The organism is Actinomadura sp. HBU206391, from assembly GCF_014323665.1.
Taxonomy (GTDB): domain Bacteria; phylum Actinomycetota; class Actinomycetes; order Streptosporangiales; family Streptosporangiaceae; genus Actinomadura_C.
Genome location: NZ_JABVEB010000409.1, coordinates 1 through 3684 on the forward strand (window position 1 = coordinate 1; position 3684 = coordinate 3684).

Sequence of the window (3684 nt, forward strand, 5' to 3'; positions counted from 1 at the left end):
ACGAAGTGTTCCCATGTTTTGTGCGCCCCCTGGGGGAAGCCACACAGATGGGAATGGGCGCGACCTGCGCGTTTGTGACGGCCAGCTGGTGATCGACGGCAGTTTTACCGTCGGTGAATGACCACTACCGTGTCAAGGTGGTACAGATCTCGCGCTGACCTGCGGCCTTTTGAGGTGCCGCAGATCAGCGCCGTACGATGATGCTCGTTGACGCTTGTTCAGGACGGTTCGGGAACTATGTGTGCTCCGGCCGCTGCCTGCTCCGGGCGGGAGCAACGGGCGCACGCATGGGGGGAGAGCGGCTGTGATCTGCGGTTCTTCTGTGCGTGTGTCGAAGTTCGGTCACGTGGCCAACGGGCGCGTGATGAACCAAGGGCATAGCCGTACCGCGGCAACGATGAACGATCAGCGCCGAGACCGTGCCGGGGAACCACTCTGGTGAGTCGTCCAAGCGAACTCGTCTGGTTTGCCAACGGAGTTCGCCCGGACCCGGACAGCGATGATCTTTAGCCGGCCCAAGGCCGGCCGCCGCGGTGGCCAGGGCGAGGGCCGCACCGGAGCAGGTGGCGTAGACATACGCCCCGCCGCCGGCCCGCGCGATGAGGGCCCGCAGATCCTCGACCTCGCGGGCGACCGCGTAGGGCCTGGTGTCCGAGCTTTCGCCCCGGCCGCGACGGTCGTAGGTGTAAACGGTGAAGCGGTCCTGGAGCAAAGCGGCGAGTGGGCGCATCGGACCCGCCGCGCGGTGGCACATGGCGCCGTCGACGAGGACGAGTGCCGGCCCGCCGCCGGTGTGCTCGTAGGCGATGGCGGTGCCGTCGGCCGATCTGACCACTGGCATCTCGTGCTCCTTACTCCTGCGGATGTTCTGGTCGGTGTTCCGACCGCTGCTGCTGCCGGACGTCGAGACCGGCAACGTAGGCCTCGAAGACCGATCTCGACGTGCTCGCGATCGAGGAGGCCGGCGACCCCGATGCGGTCACCGACCTGACTGGTCGACTGGGCGGCGAGTGGCATGCGGTGCTGTCGGAGCATTTCGAGCCGGCCCACCCGATCCGCGTCGGGTTCCTCAGCCGACTCCCCCTCCAAGTCGTCGCCGACGTCGCCGACTTCCCCGAACATGTTGACCCGGTGCAGGCCGACGACCAGGACAGGCAGATCACCAAGATGGGCCGCGGCGCGCTCGCGGTCCGCGTCGAACCCACCGCAAAGACAGAGATGTTCCTTGTTGCCGCCCATCTGAAATCCAAGCTGCTCAGCTTCCCCGGGCCAGGCGGCACCAGCAAGTTCACATCACGCGACGAGGGCCAGCGGGCCCGTTTCGCCGCCTACGCCCTGTACCGGCGCGCCGCCGAAGCGATCACCGTCCGAGCCCTGGCAGACAAACTGTTGGCCGACCAGGGACGCACCAAAGCAGTGATGGTAATGGGTGACCTCAACGACGAACCGCAGGCCGCAACGACGCAGATCCTGCTCGGCCCGCCAGGCTCAGAGATCGGAACACCCGGCGCCGACCGGCCCGACAAAGGCGACGGAGCCAGGTTGCTGAACCTAGCCCCGCTCATCCCCGAAGCCGAACGCTTCTCCCGCATCTACCACGGCCAACCCGAACTCATCGACCACATCATGGCCAGCAGCGCGGTACTGGACCACATCCAGGAAGTCCGCTCCATCAGCCCGCAACCGCTGCCGTCGGTCACCGACGACGCCACCGCACGCCGCAACGACCCAGCCTCCGACCACTCCCTCCTCCTCACCACCTCAACTTCTAGGAGCGTCGCACGCCGTGAGCGCGGGCTTAAACATGCTGGTCAGAAGTTCGGCTCCTCGTATCGTCGAGGCACCTCCGAGTAGTCCTGCCCCTCGACCGGGTTGATCTCGTCGGCTTGGACGAGGAGATCGACGACCCGCCACGTAACGCCTTCTTTCTGCAGCCAGGCGATGCGGGCCGTCCAGGACCGGTCTGGACGTTGCTCCCATCCGAGCAGGAACGCATACGTGCCGGTCGTCCGGCTCCGGACCACCGGCGCAAGCAAAGGAGCGTCGGAGCCCTTCATCTCATCAGGCCGAATCCTCGGCCGGGTATCGGTTCCGGCAACAGGGATCTGGTAGGCGCGGCCATCGCCTGCCGATGACGGCAAAAGGTCCTCCACCACGAACTGCAGCACGCGGCCTCCTCGCCGCCCCCGGGCGGTCGTGCACGCATGACCAGATCGGCATCCCTAGCCCCAGCACTGGGCCCACGACTGCTCAGCACACGAGGACACCGCAGATCGCCCGTCTTAGGAACCGGAGCCGACAACCACCCACACATGCAGCGTGTCGAACACTCATTCGATACGCAAGCTCCCGGCGCCCGGCGCGGAACCTACCGCTGGCCCGCCCGGTCGACCAGCTTGATGACGGCGCGGGTGAGGGAGTAGGTGGCCGTGCCTGCGGTGACGTCGTATCGGGGGAACGTTCACCGCGGTTCTGGGCGCAATCATGCGCCGTGACCGGGTGGCAGGGCGAGTGAGAAAACCGGGTGAGGCTCGAGGCGTGCCGGAGGATGATGGGCGCTGATCAGATCGGCCCTATTACCTCGGAGGCGCCCCATGAACAGTTTTCACCCTGTCCGGCGGCGCCCTGCTCTACCTGGAGGAGGCGGCTCGTGGTCTGCGCCTGCAGCCGGACTACGACGGTGCCCGGGTGGAGTTGACCATGAGGGCGTGGGCGAACCAGGCCGTCCCCGGGGTATTCCGGCGACCCTGTTGGCCGGGCGATCGCCGCTTCAGGACCGGCGGGCTCTCGGACCGGTCGTGGGCACCAATCTGATCGCGGCGAACCCCACCCCGACGCAGGTGGTGTTCGTTGGCCACCTCAGCGCCCACGCGCTCCGCGAGGTGGAGGAGACGCGGCAAGGCGGTTCCCTGTGGCTGGCGCTGGGCGAGCTGCGCGCCACAGGCCTGGCGGATGAGCCCGTCCGGCTGGCCGACTTCTCCGGTACGGACATGCCGATCGAGGTGCTATCGCAGGAGTGGACCACGCAGTTGGAGAAGGTCACCGCGGCCTCGCACGTCGAGATCCTGGTCCCGGTGACCGACGACACCGGGCTGGCGACCGCGTCCGGCAGGCTGCGCGCTGCCCGCCGCTACATCCGCGACGGGGTGTTCAACGCCGCCGCTCCCGAGCTGCGGCAAGCCCTGGAACCGGTACGCCTGGCCTACGACACCGTCACCGTCGCCAAGGCGGCGAGGGCCAAGAGCGCCCGGGAGCGCAGTGCGCTGGAGCGCTGGGCGTTGACCGTTGAGGACACCTACTCGCTGCTCATCGCTTTCATCCACGACGACGAGGAGGCCATCTCCGGGGCGATCCTCGATCGGGCGCTGGCCGTTAACCTGCTCGGGGATGTCGCGGGCAAGGTCCACCGTCTGGCCGCCGACCGCCATGCCGAAAGGGTCTAACGGAAACCGGGCGACTCCGTCAGAACGGTGGGGCCGGTACTCGATCGACGACGGCGGCCTATTCGGCGCTTTCAGTGACCACGAGTAGGCCGACCAGATCAGGGTTCCAGCGTCACGGGTCATTCCTCTCCGTTCCCAACTGGGATTCTGCACGTCTCCGGTAACCAGTTCCGCATTCTGATGACGTTGGCTGGCCGGGCTGCTCGGCTGGCGCGCTGCTACAAACTCTGCGCGGTCGCCT

The 3684-nt window shown here is 67.1% G+C and carries 3 protein-coding genes and 1 pseudogene; 2 read left to right on the forward strand and 2 right to left on the reverse strand.

Going from position 1 to position 3684, the window contains the following annotated elements; genetic code table 11:
• Nucleotides 1-235: 235 nt before the first annotated feature.
• Nucleotides 236-841, reverse strand: a complete 606-nt coding sequence (locus HKK72_RS37400; RefSeq protein WP_222721627.1) for an alpha/beta fold hydrolase — start codon at nucleotides 839-841, stop codon at nucleotides 236-238.
• Nucleotides 842-939: 98 nt separating this feature from the next.
• Between HKK72_RS37400 and HKK72_RS37405 the strand changes: the two are divergent.
• Nucleotides 940-1854: pseudogene (locus HKK72_RS37405) on the forward strand (endonuclease/exonuclease/phosphatase family protein); the annotation flags it as partial.
• On the opposite strand, the gene HKK72_RS37410 reads toward HKK72_RS37405, so the two are convergent.
• Complete coding sequence (locus HKK72_RS37410) at nucleotides 1812-2168, reverse strand: hypothetical protein (protein WP_187239126.1); 357 nt, start codon at nucleotides 2166-2168, stop codon at nucleotides 1812-1814. The pseudogene HKK72_RS37405 and the gene HKK72_RS37410 overlap by 43 nt on opposite strands.
• 630 nt (nucleotides 2169-2798) lie before the next feature.
• Here HKK72_RS37410 and HKK72_RS37415 point away from each other — a divergent pair.
• Nucleotides 2799-3443 (forward strand): hypothetical protein, encoded by a 645-nt coding sequence (locus HKK72_RS37415; protein WP_187239127.1) that lies wholly within the window; start codon nucleotides 2799-2801, stop codon nucleotides 3441-3443.
• The last annotated feature ends 241 nt before the right edge of the window (nucleotides 3444-3684 follow it).